Source organism: Acidimicrobiia bacterium (assembly GCA_040880805.1).
Lineage (GTDB): Bacteria > Actinomycetota > Acidimicrobiia > IMCC26256 > DASPTH01 > DASPTH01.
The window spans coordinates 1-17,929 of record JBBDHW010000002.1 but is presented as its reverse complement, the minus strand read 5'-3'; the positions used below and the strand labels follow the sequence as shown (position 1 = coordinate 17,929).

16 protein-coding genes are annotated in these 17,929 nt (G+C 68.6%); 4 read left to right on the top strand and 12 right to left on the bottom strand.

Annotated features, from left to right (window positions below):
• Positions 1 to 9: 9 nt before the first annotated feature.
• Entirely contained in the window at positions 10 to 591 is a 582-nt protein-coding gene (nadD, locus tag WD271_00400) for a nicotinate-nucleotide adenylyltransferase (protein MEX1006287.1), read from the bottom strand.
• A gap of 75 nt (positions 592 to 666) precedes the next feature.
• Here nadD and WD271_00395 point away from each other — a divergent pair, with 75 nt between their 5' ends.
• A complete protein-coding gene (locus WD271_00395; protein ID MEX1006286.1) occupies positions 667 to 1,311 on the top strand; it encodes a hypothetical protein in 645 nt (214 codons plus the stop codon).
• A gap of 58 nt (positions 1,312 to 1,369) precedes the next feature.
• On the opposite strand, the gene WD271_00390 is transcribed toward WD271_00395, so the two are convergent.
• The 5 genes from WD271_00390 to obgE all read right to left on the bottom strand — a co-directional run bounded on the left by WD271_00390 (position 1,370) and on the right by obgE (position 7,794).
• On the bottom strand, positions 1,370 to 2,827 hold the full coding sequence (locus tag WD271_00390) for a VWA domain-containing protein (GenBank protein ID MEX1006285.1): 1,458 nt from the start codon (positions 2,825 to 2,827) through the stop codon (positions 1,370 to 1,372).
• A 5-nt stretch (positions 2,828 to 2,832) separates the two neighbouring features.
• Entirely contained in the window at positions 2,833 to 3,720 is an 888-nt protein-coding gene (locus WD271_00385) for a MoxR family ATPase (protein ID MEX1006284.1), read from the bottom strand.
• Between the two features lie 69 nt (positions 3,721 to 3,789).
• Positions 3,790 to 5,043 carry a glutamate-5-semialdehyde dehydrogenase gene (locus tag WD271_00380; GenBank protein MEX1006283.1) on the bottom strand — a complete coding sequence of 418 codons (1,254 nt, stop codon included), beginning with the start codon at positions 5,041 to 5,043 and terminating at the stop codon, positions 3,790 to 3,792.
• Between the two features lie 409 nt (positions 5,044 to 5,452).
• Positions 5,453 to 6,541 carry a glutamate 5-kinase gene (gene proB, locus WD271_00375; protein MEX1006282.1) on the bottom strand — a complete coding sequence of 363 codons (1,089 nt, stop codon included), beginning with the start codon at positions 6,539 to 6,541 and terminating at the stop codon, positions 5,453 to 5,455.
• A complete protein-coding gene (obgE, locus tag WD271_00370) occupies positions 6,541 to 7,794 on the bottom strand; it encodes a GTPase ObgE (GenBank protein MEX1006281.1) in 1,254 nt (417 codons plus the stop codon). The genes proB and obgE overlap by 1 nt, the downstream gene beginning before the upstream one ends.
• Positions 7,795 to 7,917: 123 nt before the next feature.
• Between obgE and WD271_00365 the strand changes: the two genes are divergently transcribed.
• Positions 7,918 to 9,672, top strand: coding sequence for a hypothetical protein (locus WD271_00365; protein ID MEX1006280.1), 1,755 nt, complete (start codon positions 7,918 to 7,920; stop codon positions 9,670 to 9,672).
• On the opposite strand, the gene WD271_00360 is transcribed toward WD271_00365, so the two are convergent.
• Positions 9,655 to 10,320, bottom strand: coding sequence for a TetR/AcrR family transcriptional regulator (locus WD271_00360; GenBank protein ID MEX1006279.1), 666 nt, complete (start codon positions 10,318 to 10,320; stop codon positions 9,655 to 9,657). The genes WD271_00365 and WD271_00360 overlap by 18 nt on opposite strands.
• A 115-nt stretch (positions 10,321 to 10,435) precedes the next feature.
• Between WD271_00360 and WD271_00355 the strand changes: the two genes are divergently transcribed.
• On the top strand, positions 10,436 to 11,602 hold the full coding sequence (locus tag WD271_00355) for an amidohydrolase family protein (GenBank protein ID MEX1006278.1): 1,167 nt from the start codon (positions 10,436 to 10,438) through the stop codon (positions 11,600 to 11,602).
• Here the strand turns inward: WD271_00355 and rpmA are convergent.
• Genes rpmA through WD271_00330 form a run of 5 tightly spaced genes read right to left on the bottom strand, consistent with a single transcriptional unit; the run spans position 11,599 to position 16,914 of the window.
• Complete coding sequence (gene rpmA / locus WD271_00350; protein MEX1006277.1) at positions 11,599 to 11,853, bottom strand: 50S ribosomal protein L27; 255 nt, start codon at positions 11,851 to 11,853, stop codon at positions 11,599 to 11,601. The genes WD271_00355 and rpmA overlap by 4 nt on opposite strands.
• Positions 11,853 to 12,233, bottom strand: a complete 381-nt coding sequence (rplU, locus tag WD271_00345; protein MEX1006276.1) for a 50S ribosomal protein L21 — start codon at positions 12,231 to 12,233, stop codon at positions 11,853 to 11,855. The genes rpmA and rplU overlap by 1 nt, the downstream gene beginning before the upstream one ends.
• A 42-nt stretch (positions 12,234 to 12,275) precedes the next feature.
• A complete protein-coding gene (locus WD271_00340) occupies positions 12,276 to 14,231 on the bottom strand; it encodes an Rne/Rng family ribonuclease (GenBank protein MEX1006275.1) in 1,956 nt (651 codons plus the stop codon).
• Between the two features lie 12 nt (positions 14,232 to 14,243).
• Entirely contained in the window at positions 14,244 to 14,987 is a 744-nt protein-coding gene (locus WD271_00335; protein ID MEX1006274.1) for a TIGR03936 family radical SAM-associated protein, read from the bottom strand.
• Between the two features lie 13 nt (positions 14,988 to 15,000).
• On the bottom strand, positions 15,001 to 16,914 hold the full coding sequence (locus WD271_00330; GenBank protein ID MEX1006273.1) for a TIGR03960 family B12-binding radical SAM protein: 1,914 nt from the start codon (positions 16,912 to 16,914) through the stop codon (positions 15,001 to 15,003).
• A 146-nt stretch (positions 16,915 to 17,060) separates the two neighbouring features.
• Here WD271_00330 and WD271_00325 point away from each other — a divergent pair, with 146 nt between their 5' ends.
• The gene (locus tag WD271_00325; protein ID MEX1006272.1) at positions 17,061 to 17,819 is read left to right on the top strand and encodes an SDR family oxidoreductase; all 759 of its coding nucleotides are present in this window, start codon (positions 17,061 to 17,063) and stop codon (positions 17,817 to 17,819) included.
• The last annotated feature ends 110 nt before the right edge of the window (positions 17,820 to 17,929 follow it).

Genomic DNA, 17,929 nt, shown 5'->3' with positions numbered 1-17,929 from the left:
TCCGGGTCGTCATCGGTCGCCAGTGTAGAGCCCGTGCGCGTCGATGGCATGCACGACGGCCGGCGGGATCAGGCCGTCGACCGGCCGGCCGCTCGCCAACCGATCGCGTAGGTCCGTCGACGACACGTCGAGGCGTGGGATCGGGACGCGCTCGACCTTCCATCCCGAGCCGGGTGGCTCCGCGTACGCGTCACCCAGGCGTTCGACGACCACGATCGTCGCAAGCTTGCGCGTGTCGTCGAGCCGTCGCCACGTCGACATGTTGGCAACCGCGTCGGCGCCGAGCACGAGGAACAGTTCGCGGTGCGCGCCCGCAAGAGCTTCAAGTGTGTCGGCGGTGACCGATGCACCCTCCCGCTCCACCTCGATCGCGGAGGCTTCGACGCCGTTGACGCCATCAGCGGCTGCCTCCACGAGCATCAGGCGGTCGCGCGCGGAGGCGATCACGTTGCCGCGCTTCTGCCACGGGTCGCCGGCGACGACGAGCAGTACCCGGTCGAGTCCGAGCGCGGCGCGCGTTTCCGTCGCGACGACGATGTGCGCGACATGCACGGGATCGAACGTGCCACCGAACACTCCCAGCCGTTCCACACGGGGAGTGTACGGGTATGCCGTGTCTTCACCGGCCCGAAACATGCACGTCATCTCGGTCCGTACCATCGTGTCGTGCACACGCTCCACGTCCTCGTTCGGGTCTGGCTCCCCGACCGCCCCGGCGCGCTCGGGCTCGTCGCGTCGCGGATCGGATCGGTCGACGGCGACATCGTCGGGATCGACGTGCTCGAGCACGGAAACGGCGTGGCAGTCGACGAGTTCGCGGTGGAACTGGCCGATCCGGCCGCCGTCCCGATCCTCGTTCGCGAGATCGAAGAGGTCGACGGGGTCAGCGTCGAGGAGGTGCGCGAGGTCGAGCACTTCCCGGATCCGCGGCTCGACGCGCTGGAGTCGGCCGCGCGGCTCTGCTCGGCGCCCACGGTCACCGTGTTGCACGAAACGCTGGTCGTGGAGATCCGCGCCGAGTTTCTCGCCGACTGGAGCGCGCTCCTCACGACCGGCACCGTGCTCGCGTCGAGCGGTGATTACGTGCCCGATTCGTGCGTGCTCGAGGCGCTCCACAGCGGCACCGCCGCGTCGCCGCTGGTCGCGGGCGGCACCACGGGACCCGACGACCTCGCGGTGGCAACGCTCGCCAACCATGGGGTCACGCTGCTCGTGGGACGCGACGGTCATCCCTTCCGTCGGCGCGAGCGCGCCCAGCTCCTCGCGCTCGCAGGGATCGCCGATCGAGCCTGGACGATGCTCGACGGATAGCGAACTTGCGTCGCTCGTGGTTGCTCTACGACCTTGAACGACGCAGGTTCGGGGGGGGTCAGCCTTCGGCGACGGTTTCTACGAACTTCTGGAGCTGGCGGAGGTTGCGACACTCGAAGACGCCGTCGCAGTAGCGCCCGTACTCCGACACGATCGAGTCGCCGGTGTCCCAGTAGCTACGCGGTTCGGGATCGAGCCAGTAGACGTGGCGGCCGCGCTTGCGCAACTCGTCGACCACCCAGGTCTGCGACGCGTGGTAGTTGTTGCGCGCGTCGCCGAGCAGGATGATCGACGTCTTCGGCGTGATCTCCGAGTAGTGCCGCTGGTGGAACACCTCGAAGGCGTGTCCGTAGTCGGAGTGGCCGTCGACCCACACCACGTCGGCCTCGGTGTTGACCCGGTGCACCGCTTCCAACACGTCGTCGGACTCGTGGAAGAAGCGGGTGACCTCGTCGATGCCGTCTATGAACACCCACGACCGGACTTTGGAGAACTGGGCCGCCATCGCGTACACGAACATGAGCGTGAAGCGGGCAAAGCTTGCCACCGAGCCCGAGATGTCGGCCACCACCATCACTTCGGGCTTCGACGGGTGGGGGTTCCGGAACTTTGGCTCGGCCGGAACGCCTCCGTACGAGAGCGACGCGCGCACCGTCTTGCGGAAGTCGAGGTGCCCGCGGTTCCGTCGACGGCGGCGCTGCGCGAGCCGCGCCGCCAACGCGCGCGTGAGCGGGTACACCGCGTGCTGCAACGCCAGCATCTCGTCGCGTGAGGCGTGCATGAATTCGATGTCTTCAGGGAGTGGCTTGCGCAGTGTGCGGGCCATCGCCTCCACGCCACGGTCGGCGACGAGCAAACGGCGGATCTCCTCCTCGACGAGCTCGCGCAGCTCCTTCAAGCGCGAGTCGACCTCCTCGCGGGCGAGTCGCTCGGCAAGTTGCCCCTCGCCGACCTCTCCTTGGTCGCGCGACAACCCCATGAGCTTCATCGCGAGGTCGTCGAGGTCGAGCATACGAAGCGTGCGATACAGGTAGTAGGTGCCGCCGACGGGGCGGCCGGGTTCCATACCCGCGAATTGCTGCACGGCGATCGCGGCCAACCGGCGCAGCTCGTCGCGATCCATGTTCATCAGCGCGGCGAGGAGCATCGCCGCGAGCTCCTCACGCGACACCGGCGAACCAGAGCCGTCGCCCGCGCCCATCTGGCCCTCGCCCGACATGTCGATCTCCTCGCCGCCGCCCTCCGCGCCGTCCCCGTCCTCGTCGGGGATGCCGTGACTGAACAGCGAGAAGTAGACGTCGAAGACGGTGTCGAAGGCCTTCTGGTGACGATGGTGCTTGACCAGCGTCGTGCTGAGCACGCCCTTGAAGAGCTCGCGGTCGTCGATGTGCACGTGCTCGATCGCGCGCATCGCGTCGAGGTTCTCGGTCATCGAGACCGGGAGCCCGGCGGCGCGCAGCTCGTGGACGAATCCCTGGAGGACGTCGAGGAGCGTGGGGGCAGCAGTCGGCGGCATGGGCGTCAGACGGCTGCCTCGGGCTCGGGGACCTCGAGCTCCTTGCGCGCCTTGGCGATGTCGGACTGGTACTTGAGCAGCACGTGCAGCGTCTCGCCGATCACTGCGGGATCGATCTGCGGCTTGCCGAGATAGAGCAGCGTGCGCGCCCAGTCGATCGTCTCCGAGATCGACGGCGCTTTCTTGAGCTCGAGCGATCGGATCGACCGTACGACGCGCGCGATCTGTTCGGCGAGCGCCTCGTCGACTTCGGGTACGCGCACGCGCACGATGTCCTTCTCGCGCTCGAGGCTCGGGTAGTCGATGTGCAGATAGAGGCAGCGACGCTTCAAGGCTTCCGACAGCTCGCGCGTGTTGTTCGACGTGAGGATCACGATCGGCCGCTCTTGCGCGCCCACGATCGTGCCCAGCTCGGGGATCGACACCTGGAAGTCGGACAGCACCTCGAGGAGGAGCGCCTCGGTCTCGATCTCAACCCGGTCGACCTCGTCGATGAGGAGCACGACCGGCTCCTCCGACCGGATTGCCTCGAGCAGCGGCCGCGTGAGGAGGAACGGCTCGCTGAAGATGTCGGACTCCACCTCTGACCAGTCGGTCTCGTGCTCGCGATCGACCTGGATCCGCAGGAGCTGCTTCTTGTAGTTCCACTCGTAGAGCGCCTTCGCCTCGTCGAGCCCCTCGTAGCACTGGAGACGGATGAGCCGCGCGTGGGTGACGGTTGCGATCGCCTTCGCCAGCTCGGTCTTGCCGACACCGGCGGGCCCCTCGACGAGCACCGGCTTCTCGAGGCGGTCGGCGAGGAAAACCACGCCGGCGATGCCCGCGTCGCACAGATAGTCGGCCCCGCGCAGCCGTGTGATCACGTCATCGACACTCTCGAAACGCTCTGCCATCTCTCCCGCTCTACTGCTCTCTCGCTACGAGCCGGGGTACCCGGCTCGCTCACGCTCGTTCGCGTGTTTCTAGTTCCTGATCTGGCCGTCGCCCCAAACGACGTACTTGTAAGTGGTGAGCTCGCGGAGCGCCATCGGGCCGCGCGCATGCAGCTTCTGGGTGGAGATCCCGATCTCGGCACCGAAACCGAACTCGGCGCCGTCGGCAAAGCGAGTGGACGCGTTCACCATCACCGTGCCCGCGTCGACCTCGTTGGTGAACCGCCGCGCCGCGCCGAGGTCGCGAGTGAGGATCGCCTCCGTGTGCCCCGAGCCGAATCGATTCACGTGGTCGATCGCCGCGTCGAGCGAGGGCACCACCGCGACGGCAAGCTTCAGCGCGAGGAACTCGGTCGCGTAGTCGTCGTCGGTGGCTTCGCCCATGGCGGACCAGCGGCGGCGCGCGCCCGCGTCGCCTACGAGCTCGACGTTCTGTTCCGCGAGCACCTCGCACACGCGTGGCAAGAACGCATCGGCCGCGGACTCGTGGACGATCAGTGACTCGGCAGCATTGCAGACACTCGGGCGGCTCGTCTTCGCGTTCACGACGATGTCGAGAGCGCGATCGAGATCGGCTGACGCATCCACATAGATCTGGCAGTTGCCGTCACCGTCGATGATCACCGGGACCGTCGCGTGCTCGCGAACGCTCTGGATGAGCGCGTGGCCTCCACGCGGAATGAGACAATCGACCGTGTCGAGCTGCATCAAGTCGACGGCCGTCTCGTGGCGCACGTCGTCGACCAGTACGACACAGTCGGCCGGGAGCCCGGCCTTGGTGGCCGCGTCGCGCAGTACCTCGACGATCGTGATGTTCGACCGCAAGGCGGTCGCGGAGCCGCGCAAGAGCGCCGCGTTGCCCGACTTGAGACAGATGCCGGCCGCATCACTCGTGACGTTCGGCCTGTTCTCGAAAATGATCGCGACCACACCCAGCGGTACGCGGACCCGTTCGATCTGCAGCCCGTTCGGGCGCTGCCAGCCGTCGAGCACCTCGCCCACCGGGTCAGGGAGCAGCGCGACGCCACGAAGGCCCTCGGCCATCCCCGCCAGACGCGCGTCGGTGAGGCGAAGACGATCGAGCGGTCCGGACTCCATGCCGGCTGCGGCCGCGTCATCGAGATCGGCGGCGTTGGCGGTGAGGATCTCGCCGGCGCGATCGATGAGCAGATCGGCCGCTGCGGCGAGGGCCGCGTTCTTCTCGGCCGTGGACGCGCGAGCAAGACGCGTCGCCGCGGTCTTCGCTCGCCGCCCCAACTCCGACACGACGGCGGGCACGGACATCGCAGGCAGTGTAATCGGGGCGTATTTCGCGCCGTTCCGCAAAGGAGACGCGCGAGGAGGGGAAGCTTGGAGACCTTCGGGAGGGGCGAGACCGCGCCGCCAACTCGAGCCGCGCTGCCGAACGGCGCAGCGGCCGGAGGCGACCCAGTCTCGCCTTCTCCCGCTCCTCGCCGGCCGCCGAAGCCCTCGCCCGAGGACTCTCCCCCCGTCGGTCGGCGACGAGTTACGGGGGTGAGTGTGACGGACGCCACCGCCGCGCGCAAGAGCACGCGTGCGCGTTTCCCTCTCGCGAGCAGTGGGGCGCACGCTCGGTGGCGGATGAGCCCCTCCTCGTGGCGGAGACGGAGGCGAGCGAGTGTCAGCGAGCCGGGTATCCCGGCTCGCTGCGAGCGAGCAATAGTGCAGGAGATCAGGGCAGAACGACAAGGTCGTCACGGTGCACGACCTCGTGCGGAAGTCCCTCCTGCAGCTCGCCGGTGTGGCGGCCGGCGACCGACCGCAGCGACGCCGCCGAGTAGCGAACGAGTCCCTTCGCGAACGGCCGGCCGTCGGCGCCGACGATCTCGACCGCGTCGTCGGCATCGAACGCGCCTTCAACCTCGCGCACGCCGGCGGGCAGGAGCGACCGGTTGTCCGCGCACAGCGCCCGGCGCGCGCCGTCGTCGACGACGATGCGCCCGGCCGCGTCGCGCGCGAACGCGATCCACAACTTGCGGCTCGGGAGTCGCTCCGGCTTCGGACGGACTGCAGTGCCGACCGCGCGGCCTTCGATCGCGTCGACAACCACGTCGGGTACGTCGGCGCCCGCGATCACCGCGCGCACACCGGACCATGCGGCGATCTTCGCCGCGGCGAGCTTGCTCGCCATCCCGCCGCTGCCGCGCTCGGTACCGGTGCCGCCGGCAACCGCCTCCAACGCGGAGTCGACCTCGACGATCTCCTCGATCAGCGACGCGCCCTCGTCCAAACGCGGATCGGCGGTGAAGAGCCCGGGCGTGTCGGTGAGCAACACGAGCACGTCGGCTTGCACGAGGTGGGACACGAGCGCGGCGAGCCGGTCATTGTCGCCGTAGCGGATCTCGTCGTCGGCGACCGTGTCGTTCTCGTTGACCACCGGGACAACACCGAGGTCGAGTAGCCGTCGCAGCGTGTCGCGGGCATGGAGATACTGCGACCGCACACCGAAGTCGTGTGGAGTGAGGAGCACCTGACCGGCGAGCAGATCGTGCTGCCCGAAGATCGCGCCGATGCGTTCCATCAGGCGCGGTTGTCCGACGGCGGCGATTGCCTGTAATAGGCCGACATCGGTCGGGCGCGTCCGGAATCCGAGCGCCGGAAGCCCGGACGCGATCGCTCCCGAGCACACGAGCACGACCTCGTGGCCGCGGGCACGGCCCGTCGCGACTTCGCGGCAGAGCTTCAGCAGTGCGGCGTCGTCGAGCTCGCCGCCGGCCGAAGTAATAGACGACGTACCGATCTTGACGACGGCGGTCGACATCAGGAGATGCCCTCCTGATACTCGAGCTCCACCGGCCCGACGCGTACGACATCACCCTCACGTGCGCCCGCGCGGGCGAGCGCGCGCTCGACGCCCATGCGGCGCAGGCGGACCTGCACGTACTCGATTGCTTCCTCGTTCGTGAGGTCGGCCATCGCGACCACTCGCTCCGCGCTGCGTCCCGACACGCGCCACGCACCGGCGTCGTCACGAACCACCGTGAATCCCTCCTCCGCCGGTCGCAGTACCACGAACGGCTCGGTCTCGGGTTCCGGTTCCGCGGCGCGCGCCTCGTCGACGAGCGAGCCGAGGCGTCCGAGAAACGCGTCGAGTCCGCTCCGGGTGACGGCCGACACGGTGAACGAGTCAGGGTCGTGCAGCTCCGACGTCGCGATGTCGGCTTTGCTCCCGACGACGAGACGGGGACGCTCGAGCAGCTCTGGGCGATACTGCTCGAGCTCGTCGAGCAGGACGCGCTCCTGGTCCTCCGGTAAGCGCCCGTCCACGCTCGCAAGGTCGAGGAGCAGCACGAGCACGCGAGCGCGCTCGACGTGGCGGAGGAACGTGTGGCCAAGCCCCTTGCCGGCAGCCGCACCTTCGATGAGGCCCGGGAGGTCGGCGAGCACGAACTCGTGATCTTGGAACCGCACGACACCGAGGTGCGGCTCGAGCGTGGTGAACGGGTAGTCGGCGATCTTCGGCTTCGCCGCGCTCACCGCCGAGATCAGGGTGGACTTCCCTGCGTTGGGGAACCCGACGAGAGCGGCGTCGGCGACCAGCTTCACCTCGAGCCGCAGCCAGCGCTCCTCGCCATACTCCCCCTGCTCGGCGAAGCCCGGCGCGCGGCGCGCGTTCGACAAGAAGCGCGCGTTGCCACGCCCCCCGCGGCCGCCGTGCGCGGCAAGGAAGCGGTCGCCGTGGTGCACGAGGTCGGCGAGCAGCTCGCCGTCGCGCGCCCGCACGATGGTGCCTTCGGGGACCGTCACGACGAGGTCGTCGCCGGTTGCGCCGTGGCGCTGCTTGCCGGTGCCGTGCTTGCCCGAGGGCGCTCGCCGGTGTGGATGGTCGCGGAACGAGAGCAGTGACGCGACGTTGCGGTCGGCGACGAAGTGGACGTCACCACCCGAGCCGCCGTCGCCGCCATCGGGACCGCCCTTCGGCGTGTGCGCCTCGCGGCGGAACGACACCACGCCCGCGCCGCCATCGCCGCCGCGCACGTTCACCTGGACCTCGTCGACAAAGTTGCCCGGCACAGCTCAAGGATACGGAGTAACCGCTTCTGGCACGTGACTGTTGTTCTATTGTGCAGAGACGTTATCCTCGAACCCGAGCGCCGACCGGAGGGAGACGCGATGCAGCACCGTCGAGGAACTGCCGTGCGCCTCGTGACACTCGCGGTCGTTACCCTGGCGGCGGGCGCGACGCTCGGAGGCCACGCCCGGGCCGGCGTCGAGCGCCCGCCGGGCGTCGGGAAGCCCACGCCCGGTTCGGGGATCGGCACCGCAGCCGCGCTCGACAACCCGAAGTGCAACACGGGGGAGGCGTTCGGGCCCTTCGGACGATTCGACACCACCACCGTGGGCGGGGGATCCGAGGGACCGGTCTGCGTGAAGCCGTGGCCCGAGGGCGCCGCTAACGGCGGCGCGACATCGCAGGGAGTCACGGCCGACAGGATCAAGGTGGTGTTCGTCACCCCCGATCCGCGCCAGGCAGCCAACTCGAGTGCCGGTCCGAAGAACCGCGTTGACAACTCGAAGGGAACCGACGCCGACGCGTTCCACGACCTGCTGCTCGCACGCATGAGGTGGTACGAGACATGGGGCCGCGACATCGAAGTGAAGTTCGTTGCGTCGACCGGCGACGACGAGGCCGCCCAGCGCGCCGACGCGGTCACGATCAAGGCGGAGAAGCCGTTCGCCGTCATCGGAGGTGGCGACGTCCTCGACGCGGAGCTGGCTAAGGCGAAGATCCTGGTGTTCGGCCCGTCGACCACCACCGCGAAGGCGCTCGCGCAGGCTCCGTACCGGTGGGGACAGACCGACGCCCAGGCCACCGCGATCAATGCGGGCGAGGTGATCGGCAAGCAGCTCGTGAACAAGAAGGCGCAGTTCGCGGGCAGCGAAGATCTCGGCAGGCAGACGCGCACGTTCGCCGCGGTCTATCTCGAGAACGCCATCGACATCGCCGGGTTCAGGGGTCAGCTCAGACGGTACGGCGGAAAGCTCACCGGGGCCTACCCCTACCAGGGCCCGGGTAGCACGGTCGGCGACGACGCCGTGGCGCAGGAAGCGGCACCGGTGATCGTCACCAAGATGAAGCAGGCCGGCGTGAACAACGTGATCTTGTTCACGGATGTCGCCATGACAAGAGCGGTGTTGGACAACGCGACGAAACAGGAATGGTTTCCCGAGTGGTTCATGACCGGCATGGTGTACCAAGACTTCGCGCTGCTGGCGCGCTCGTACGACACGCAGCAGTTCGCGCATGCGTTCGGGATCACGAACTTCTTCCCGTACACCCTGCCCGAACCGACTCCTCCACCAGGGCAGAAGACCAACGCCACGCTCGCCGACCAGCTCAACTGGTACTGGGGCGAGAAGCGCGGCACCGAGAACACCATCGCCTCGTCCCAACTTCTCTGGTTGCTACGAGGGACCCACGCGGCCGGGCCGAACCTCACGCCGAAGACGTTCCGGCAGGGCCTGTTCTCCACACCGGCGAGTGGCGGCGCGGCGTCGAACGATCCCGTCAGCTTCCTCGAGGGCTTCGGCAAGACGCCCGGATTGCCCTACGACGAGTACATGCTGCTCGGCCTCGACTACGCGCCGGTCTGGTGGGACACGGAGACGACGGGTCCCACGCAGGTCCTCGGGAACGAGGGCAAGGGCGTCGAGTGGTTCCTCAACAACGCCCGGCGCTACCACGCCGGCACCTGGCCGACGAAGCGCTTGCAGTGGTTCGACAAGTCGGCGTCCGTGATGCAGTTCGACACCAGCCCGACGCCTCTACCCAAGTACGCCGGTGACTGCAACGATTGCCCGAGCCATGGCGGACCTGGCCAGTCGGGCACGCCCAGTCCCGAAGGGTTCATTGCGAAGGCAAACGGCAGCGGATCAGTTGCGCTCTCGTAAACCGACAGCGCGCGCGCAGAAGCGCCAGAGATGTTCCGCGTCTCTGTCGGCCGAGCCGCCGGCGCGCAGGTGTTGACCGACGCCTGCCATCACGAGTTGGAGCAGCAGCGGCGCGTCGCGCGGGTCGACGGGCTCTACGACACCGGCAGCGACTGCGGCGTCGAGCTCCGCGGCAAACAACGCGACGAGGGGCTCGAGCGCGGCGGAGACCGCGACCGGTGTACTCGCGCCCAGCCTGTCGACTTCGCCGCTCATCGCGGCCATGAAGGACACCCCGCCGCGATCGATAGACGCGCGAAAGAGGCCGGTGACCATCAGCTCGAGCCGCTTCTTCGGGTCGGATTCCGGACCCACGTGGTCCCGCAGCCACGCCGCGCCCGCTTGCACGCGATCGGCGAACACCGCGAGCAGCAGCTCGTCCTTGCTCGGGAAGTACCGGTAGATCGTCCGCAGCGACACCCGCGCTCGCGCCGCAACCTGCTCGAGGGTGAACTCGCCGGTGGGCGCCTCGTCCCAGACGACCCACGCCGCCTCCACGATCCGCTCCGCTTGCGCGACGGCGCGCTCGCCGGCTCGACGACCGATGGGCTCGGCGGACCTGGCCGCCACCGTCTCGCGCCAGTCCTGCGCGGTCTCGGGAATGCTCACGCGCTGCATTGTGCCATCCAACGGCGACTCCACTGGCCAAAGGCTGGCCGAGGTCACGACAGTCGAGTGCTGTTATCATCGACACATGCGTTACTCGCCCAAAAAGGACAGGCAAGTGGCTCGTCTCCTCGTGATCTCCGCCGACACCCACACCGGTGCCCCGCAGGCCGAGTACCTGCCGTACCTCGACCCCGAGTACCGGCAGCCGTTCGAGACCGCGCTCGCGGCCGACGCCGAGGCTGCAGCCGCCGACGACTTGCCCGACCTCGCCGACCGTCTGTTCACGCAAGAGGTGCAGAGCCAGGCCAAGGAGGAGCGAGGCCACGCGGTCGAGAGCACCGTGATCGGAAACGCGTCGACCGGCTCGTGGGACCCGACGCTTCGGCTGAAGGAACTCGAGGCCGACGGCTGCGTCGGCGACGTGCTCTTCCCCGGCGGGCTGCAGAAGGTCAACGACAGCCCCCCGTTCGCGGAGAGCCAGCGCGCCGGGCTGCGTGCCGCCGGCCTGCACGCCTACAACCGCTGGCTCGCCGACCTGTGCTCCCACGACCCGGCCCGCCACGCGGGCGTGGCGCTCGTCGACCTCGACAACATCGACCGCGCAGTCGAGGAGATCCGCTGGGCGAAAGACGCAGGACTGCGCGGCGGAATCTTGCTGCCGGCGAGCACCGGTGAGCTGCCGCCGTACAACCATCCGCGTTACGAGCCGATCTGGCAGACGTGCGCGGAGCTCGAGCAGCCCGTCAACGTCCATTCGGGCGACAGCCCGGTGTACGACTTCGACCTACCGGGCGCGATGGGCATCTTCATGACCGAAGTGCTGTGGTTCGCGCACCGGCCGCTCTGGTACCTGCTCTGGGCCGGGGTCTTCGAACGTCACCCGACACTGAAGTTCGCCCTGGTCGAACAGGGTGCGACGTGGGTGCCCGACGTGCTCGACACGATGGACATGATCCACGGCATGGATCACTTCACCTACTTGCGTGACGACCTACCGCTGAAGCCGATCGAGTACTGGCACCGGCAATGCTTTGTGAACGGGGGGCTCGGCGACCGCCGCGTGCACGACCAGGTCGGGATCGACAACCTCATGTGGGGTTCCGACTACCCGCACTTCGAAGGAACGTGGCCGCACAGCAAGGACCGAATCGCCGATGGCATCGTAGGGATGCCGCGCGCCGACGTCGACAAGGTCCTGGGCGGCAACGCCGCTCGCGTCTACGGCTTCGACCTGGACCAGCTCGCCCCGATCGCCGCCGGGGTCGGCCCGGAAGTCGCCTAACTCGACGGAATGATGTCGACGAGTTTGCGGCCTTTGCGGTAGCCGAACTTCACGACACCGTGCGACTTGGCGAACAGCGTGTCGTCGCAGCCCTTGCCCACGTTCTCACCGGGATGGAACCTCGTGCCGCGCTGACGCACGATGATCGTGCCCGCATGCACCGACGTTCCGCTGTAGACCTTCACACCGAGGCGTTGCGCGTTGGAGTCGCGGCCGTTTCGTGACGATGCCGCGCCCTTCTTCTTCGACATCAGTCCTCCTCACCGGGCTCGGGAGCGTCATCGGCCGCGGCCGCGGCCGGCGTTGACCGTGACCGTGCCCGGCCCTTGTTGATCGCGGTGATCTCGAGCACCGACAGATCCTGGCGGTGGCCGTAGCGCCGGCGGTTGTTGCTCTTGGGCTTGTAGATGAACCCGTCGATCTTCGGGCCGCGCGTCGCGCCGACGACCTTGGCCTTCACGACGGCGTTCGCCAACTCGTGGCGTGTGGCCAGGACCTTGTCGCCGTCGACGAGCAGGACGGGCGTGAGCTCGAGCTGGGCACCGTCGTCGGCACCCACGAGCTCGACCTCCAGCCGCTCGCCCTTCTCGACCCGGTACTGCTTGCCGCCGGTCTTGATCACTGCGTACATGGCGCGGGAAACCCCTCAGAACGTGCCAGGAAGGCCCGAACTCTAGTCCATCGATCGGAGCAGCGACTCGTCGAGCAAGAAGCCCCGGCCGTGGCAGGTGGGGCAGGTCTCGCTGAACGACTCGACGAGCCCCTCCGAGATCCGCTTCCGCGTCATCTCGACGAGGCCGAGCTCCGACATGTCGAAGGCCTGAGTGCGGGTCTTGTCGCGCCCGAGAGCGTCACGGAACACGCGCATCACCTCGTCGCGGTTGTTCCTGATCTCCATGTCGATGAAGTCGATCACGATGATCCCGCCGATGTCGCGCAGCCGGAGCTGGCGGGCGACCTCCTCGGCCGCCTCGAGGTTGTTGCGGAACACGGTCTCCTCGAGGTTCGTGCGGCCGACGTTCTTGCCCGTGTTCACGTCGATCACGGTGAGCGCTTCGGTGCGCTCGATCACGAGCGAACCACCCGACGGCAGCCACACCTTCCGGTCGAGCGCCTTCATGAGCTGCTCGGAGATGTGGGACCGCTCGAAGATCGGGAGTCCCTCCTCCTCGACGTCGTAGAACTCCACGCGATCGGCGAGCTCGGGTGCGATGGCCTCGACGTACGAGCGCGTCTCCTCGTAGAGGGCCCGGTCGTCGATGACGATCCCTCGGTACTCCTTCGTGAACTCTTCCCGGATCAAGCGGAGCACGAGATCGGGCTCCTGGTAGAGCAGCTTCGCCGCCTTCGACTTCGCCGCGAGCGCCGAGATCTGCTCCCACTGGTTGCGCAACCGCTGCACGTCGCGCTCGAGCTCCTCGCGGGTCGCACCCTCGGCCGCGGTGCGCACGATCAGCCCCGCGTCGGCAGGACGCAGCGCATCGAGGATTCGGCGGAGTCGCTTGCGCTCGTCGTCGGGCAGGCGCTTCGAGATCCCGTAGGTCTCGGGCTCACCCGGCACCATCACGAGGAACCGACCGGCGAGGCTCACCTCTTGCGTGAGACGCGCGCCCTTGTGCGCGATCGGGTTCTTCGTGACCTGCACGACGACCGACTGCCCGTTCTTGAGCATGCGCTCGATCTTCGGCCTGCCGCCACCGTCCACGTCGCTGGCGTCGAACGCGACGTCGCCGCGGTACAGCACGCCGTTTTTCGGTGTGCTGATATCGACGAAGGCGGCTTCCATACCGGGGAGCACGTTCTGTACGCGGCCGAGGTAGATGTTGCCGTCGATCGACTCGTTGCCCGTAGGTGTCGCGAGGGTGTGCTCGACGAGGTTCCGGCCCTCCAGGACCGCGATGTGGGTGTGTCCGCCTTCGAGCACGTGCACGCACATGAGGTAGCGGCCCGCCGGGCGCCCCTTGCGGGTGCGGCCGCGGCGGCGCTCGAGGACGTCGTCGTCGAGATCGAGCGCGGGCGGCTCCCCCATGCCGAGATCGGCGCGGATGACGTCATCGACGGGGGCCGCGCCTCCGGTGGCCTTGGGGACGTTCCCGTTCCCGCCGCCGTTCCCGTCGCCGTTCCCGTCGCCGGTTCCGGTCCCGCGTCCGCGGCCGCGGCCGCCCCCGCGGCGGCGACGCTTCTTCCCTGGGCCGGCGACGGCCGCCGGGGCCGGAGCCGGCCGGGTGTCGCCGATCCTCGGCCGCGCCTCGCCGGGCGCGGGCCGGCTCTCGCCGATCCTGCTCTCACCAATTTGGGGTACGAGGGGCGGTGCCGGGAGCCCGGCCTCCTCCCGCGCGACGTCGGCGACGTCTTCGGTGGTGAGGCCACGATCGGCCGCTGCGTCGGTGTAGTCGTGCGGAACGAACCCGGCGGGACGCGCGGCCTCGTCGGAGCCGGCAGTTACGGACGCAGGCTTCTTGCGACGGTTGCGTCCGCCGCGCGAGCCGCGCCGACGACGTGGGCGAGGCGGCTGGTCGCCGTCGGGGCTGTTGGTGCGCTCACCGGGCACGCCATCGGCTGAGGACGCGCTCGGCGTGTCCACGGGGCTGGAAGCCTCTTCGGCCTCCGGGATGGTGTCGTCGGACATCGATTCCTTCTCTCATGATGCGCGCGCCTCCTGGGCGCGCGCGAGCACGTCGGCTTCCAGCGGTTCCAACCGCGCGCCGTCGCGCTCGATCCATTGTGCAGTTCGGAGCACGCGGCGCTCGGTGAGGACGATGCCGTCTCCGGAGAGGGCGTCGAGCACCTCACGGGGACGGGCGCCGCGGGATTGCGTTGACAGCGTGAGCTCGAGTGCGGGGAGACCCTCTTCGTCGCAGCTGAGCTCAATGGTGCGAATGGCAGGTTTGATGTCGTCGGTGCTCTCGCGGCCCTTGCGGGTACGCGTGACCGGAAGCGCGGGGCTCGCAAGCGCACGGCCGACAGCCAGTTGCAGCCGATCGGTACCGACGATCCGGTCGTCGGCATCGCACGCGGTGAGCCGGTACTCGACGAGGGTCACCGACTCCTGGAGGGCGGGGGCGCGGTCGACGAGCCCGGCCGCACCGGTGACCTCTATGCCCTCGGGCAGTGCGTCGGAAATCGGGCCCGGCAAACCCTCGGCGTCGATCACCTCGCGCAACTCGAAGTCGAGGTACTCGGCGTCGCTCTCGTGACCGACCGAGAGCGCGAGACCGAAGCTCACCTTGGGGCGCGGCGCGAAGCCGAGGGTGAACGCGAGCGGAAGCTGCTCGATGCGGAACGCCCGCTCGAAGGCGCGGGCGACATCGCGGTGCGACACGAACCGCACCTTCCCACGCTTCGTGAAGCGCAGCCGCACCGGGAAGCCTTCCGAGCCCTTCATTGGGCGGTGCCCTTCATCTGGGGCCCCCGATCGTCACGGGCACGGGCATGGCAACCGTGCCCGCACCGAACGAGAGGCCCTGGCCGGTGCCCTGGCTGCCCCCGGCCGGTGGCACGCCGGAGGCCACCACGTGCTCGAGGGCGTATCCGGTGCACACCCCGCAGTCGTAGCACGGCGTCCACCGGCAGTCGGGGAGCCCGTGCTCGTGCAGGGCCGCCTGCCAGTCGTCCCACAGGAAGTCGCGGTGCAGGCCGGCCGCGATGTGGTCCCACGGCAGGATCTCGTCGCGGGTGCGGTGTCTCGTGACGTACCAGTCGGGATCGAGGCCCTCGGCGGCCATCGCGTCGAGCCAGCGCGCCAGGTCGAAGCGTTCGCTCCACTCCTGGAACGTGCCTCCGTGCCGCCACACGCGTTCGATCACGCGTCCGATCCGCCGGTCACCCCGGCTCGCGATGCCCTCGGCAAACGTGGCTGCGGGGTCGTGCCACCGGATCTGCGCACCCGACCGTCTGAGCGAGTCGCGCAGCAGATTCACCTTCCGCTGCAACTCCGCAACGGAGTTCTGGCCGAACCACTGGAAGGGCGTGTGCGGCTTGGGCACGAACCCACCGACCGACGCCGTGCAACTGGCTTTCTTGGTGTACTTCCGGCCGATGGCGACGACCTCACGCGCGAGTTCCGCGATGCCGAGGGTGTCGGCGTCGGCCTCGGTGGGGACGCCGGTGAGGAAGTAGAGCTTCACTCGCTGCCAGCCCTGAGAGAACGCGCCGTCGACCGCGGCGTAGAGATCGTCGTCGGTGATGAGCTTGTTGATCACCTGCCGGATCCGCCACGTTCCGCCTTCGGGCGCGAACGTGAGCCCGGTGCGTCGAATCTTCTGGATCTCGCTCGCGATCCCAACCGTGAACGCGTCGACCCGCAGCGACGGCAGCGAGAGGCTGACGTTGCCACAGCCCTCCTGCTCGTTCACGAGCCCCGCGACCAACCCGTCGATGCCCGAGAAGTCGGCGGTGGACAGCGACGTGAGCGCGACTTCGTCGTAACCAGTGCGGCGAAGGCCGTCGCGCACCATCGTTCGAACCTGCTCCGCCGGCCGCTCGCGCACGGGACGTGTGATCATCCCTGCCTGACAGAAGCGGCAGCCGCGCGTGCATCCGCGGAACACTTCGACGTTCAGCCGGTCGTGCACCACCTCGATCAACGGAACGAGCTGCTGCTTCGGATACGGCCACTCGGCGAGATCGGCGACGGTGCGCTTTTCGACGCGCTCGGCCACGTCGGGGAAGCGGGGACGGATCGAACGAATGAACTCGCCGTCGTAGTCGACCTCGTACATCGCGGGGACGTACACGCCGGGGATCGTCGCGAGCTCGCGCAGCACGCCCTCCCGAGTGGTGCGACCGGAGCGCTTCCACTCCCCGACGATCTCGCTGATCTCGCCGACGGCCTCCTCGCCGTCGCCGATCACGAACGCGTCGACGAAGTCGGCCATCGGCTCGGGGTTGAACGCGCAGTGCCCTCCGGCGACGACGATCGGATGCTGCGGGCGGCGTTCCTCGGCACGAACCGGAATCCCCGCGAGGTCGAGGCACTCGAGCACGTTCGTGTACACGAGCTCGGCCGCGAGCCCGAACGCCACGACGTCGAACGCGCCGGCGTCGTGATGGGTGTCGACCGAGAAGAGCGGCACAGACGCCTTTCGCATCTCCTCGGTCATGTCGATCCAGGGTGCGTAGGCGCGTTCGGCAACCGCGTCGTCGCGTTCGTTCAGGATCTCGTAGAGGATCTGGAGCCCCTGGTTGGGTAGGCCGATTTCGTAGGTGTCGGGATAGACGAGGAGCCAGGCAATGAGGTGCTGCCGATGTTCCGGCTGGACGCTCCCCCGCTCCATCCCGATGTAGCGAGCGGGCTTCTCGACCCTGGCCAAGAGGGGCTCCACCCGTGGCCACAGGTTTGACATCTGGAGTCCAGCCTACCAGTCCCAAAATCCTTGGTCGCTCGCTACGGGCGGGGGATACCCCCGCCCGCTTGACGCAGCGAGCGACCAAAGAGAGGCGGTACTACGTTGCCGCGATGCGTGGGCTCACGGACAAAGTTGCAGTGGTCGCCGGTGGCGCGGGCGGGATCGGTACCGCGTCGTCCGTCCGACTCGCCGAAGAGGGAGTTGCGGTTGTCGTCGGCGACGTGAACGCGGACGCGGCGCGCGCGGTCGCGGCGCAGATCACCGAAGCCGGTGGTCGCGCCGTCGACGTCGCGTTCGACATCACCGACGAGGAGTCGGTCGCCCGGCTGATCGCTGCGGCCGTCGACGAATATGGCGGCCTCGACCTGCTGCATTGCAACGCGGCCGCACTCGACCCTGACACGATCGGCCATGACACCGACGTCGAGACGGTGTCGCTCGACATCTTCGACCGCACGCTCGCGGTCAACCTCCGCGGTCACGTGTTGTGCACGCGGCACGCGCTCCCCCGGCTCGTCGCGCGCGGAGGCGGCGCGATCGTCTACACCGCGTCCGCGGCGGCCTTCATCGGCGAACCGCAACGGCCCTCGTACGCGATCGCGAAGAGCGGCCTGACCGCGCTCACTCGGCACGTCGCCTCGCGATGGGGGAAGGAAGGCATCCGGGCGAACGCGGTCGCGCCGGGTCTGATCCTCACCCCCGCCGTGCTGGCGGGGACGATGGCCAACCACGTGCTCGCACGGGTGCCGCACACGCGGTTGGGTGAGCCCACGGACATCGCCGCGGCCGTCGCGTTCCTGATGTCCGACGACGCCGAGTGGGTCAACGGCCAGGTGCTCAGCGTCGACGGCGGCTCAACAATGAGGTAAGCAGGTCCGGCGCTCGCGGCGACGTAGCGAGCGGAGCGAGCGGAGGAACGCCAGCGAGCGAACAGCCGCGAGGCGGGTATCCCGCCTCGCAGAGAGCGAGCGAATGATCA

Coding starts and splice junctions, on each gene's coding strand:
- rplU (MEX1006276.1), bottom strand. CDS start 12,233: ATGTACGCAGTGATCAAGACCGGCGGCAAGCAGTACCGGGTCGAGAAG.
- WD271_00325 (MEX1006272.1), top strand. CDS start 17,061: ATGCGTGGGCTCACGGACAAAGTTGCAGTGGTCGCCGGTGGCGCGGGC.
- rpmA (MEX1006277.1), bottom strand. CDS start 11,853: ATGTCGAAGAAGAAGGGCGCGGCATCGTCACGAAACGGCCGCGACTCC.
- proB (MEX1006282.1), bottom strand. CDS start 6,541: ATGTCGACCGCCGTCGTCAAGATCGGTACGTCGTCTATTACTTCGGCC.
- WD271_00390 (MEX1006285.1), bottom strand. CDS start 2,827: ATGCCGCCGACTGCTGCCCCCACGCTCCTCGACGTCCTCCAGGGATTC.
- WD271_00335 (MEX1006274.1), bottom strand. CDS start 14,987: ATGAAGGGCTCGGAAGGCTTCCCGGTGCGGCTGCGCTTCACGAAGCGT.
- WD271_00380 (MEX1006283.1), bottom strand. CDS start 5,043: ATGTCCGTGCCCGCCGTCGTGTCGGAGTTGGGGCGGCGAGCGAAGACC.
- WD271_00340 (MEX1006275.1), bottom strand. CDS start 14,231: ATGTCCGACGACACCATCCCGGAGGCCGAAGAGGCTTCCAGCCCCGTG.
- WD271_00385 (MEX1006284.1), bottom strand. CDS start 3,720: ATGGCAGAGCGTTTCGAGAGTGTCGATGACGTGATCACACGGCTGCGC.